The sequence below is a fragment of the Synechococcus sp. CCAP 1479/9 genome (assembly GCF_019038535.1).
Lineage (GTDB): Bacteria > Cyanobacteriota > Cyanobacteriia > PCC-6307 > Cyanobiaceae > Cyanobium.
The window spans coordinates 1-369 of sequence record NZ_JAFKRK010000019.1; the positions used below are offsets into that span (position 1 = coordinate 1).

The following is a 369-nucleotide window of genomic DNA, read 5'->3' on the forward strand; positions in this document are numbered from 1 at the left end:
CTTGATGCGCAGGTACTGGGCGATCACCTGGAGGGCATTGAGGTGCTGGCGCTTGTACTCGTGGATGCGCTTCACCTGCACGTCGAACATCGAGGCGGGATCCACAAGGACGCCCGTGTGGCGGTGGATGTAGTGGGTGAGATGGCGCTTCACCGACAGCTTGGTGGCGCCCCAGTGCTCCAGGAAGCCGCTGTCATCGGCGTAGCGCTCCAGCTGGCGCAGCTCATCGAGGTTGCGCACCCAGCCGTCGCCGATCGAGGTGTCGAGCAGGGCCGAGAGCTGGGGATTGGCCAGGGCGACCCAGCGCCTGGGGGTGACGCCGTTGGTGACGTTGGTGAACTTCTCGGGCCAGAGGGCGGCGAATTCGGG

General features: G+C 65.9%; 1 protein-coding gene. It reads right to left on the bottom strand.

Translation table 11 applies throughout. The annotated features are described in order from the left end of the window. On the bottom strand, positions 1 to 369 hold a 369-nt coding region (locus KUG38_RS07450; protein WP_216920330.1), incomplete at both ends, for a glycogen/starch/alpha-glucan phosphorylase.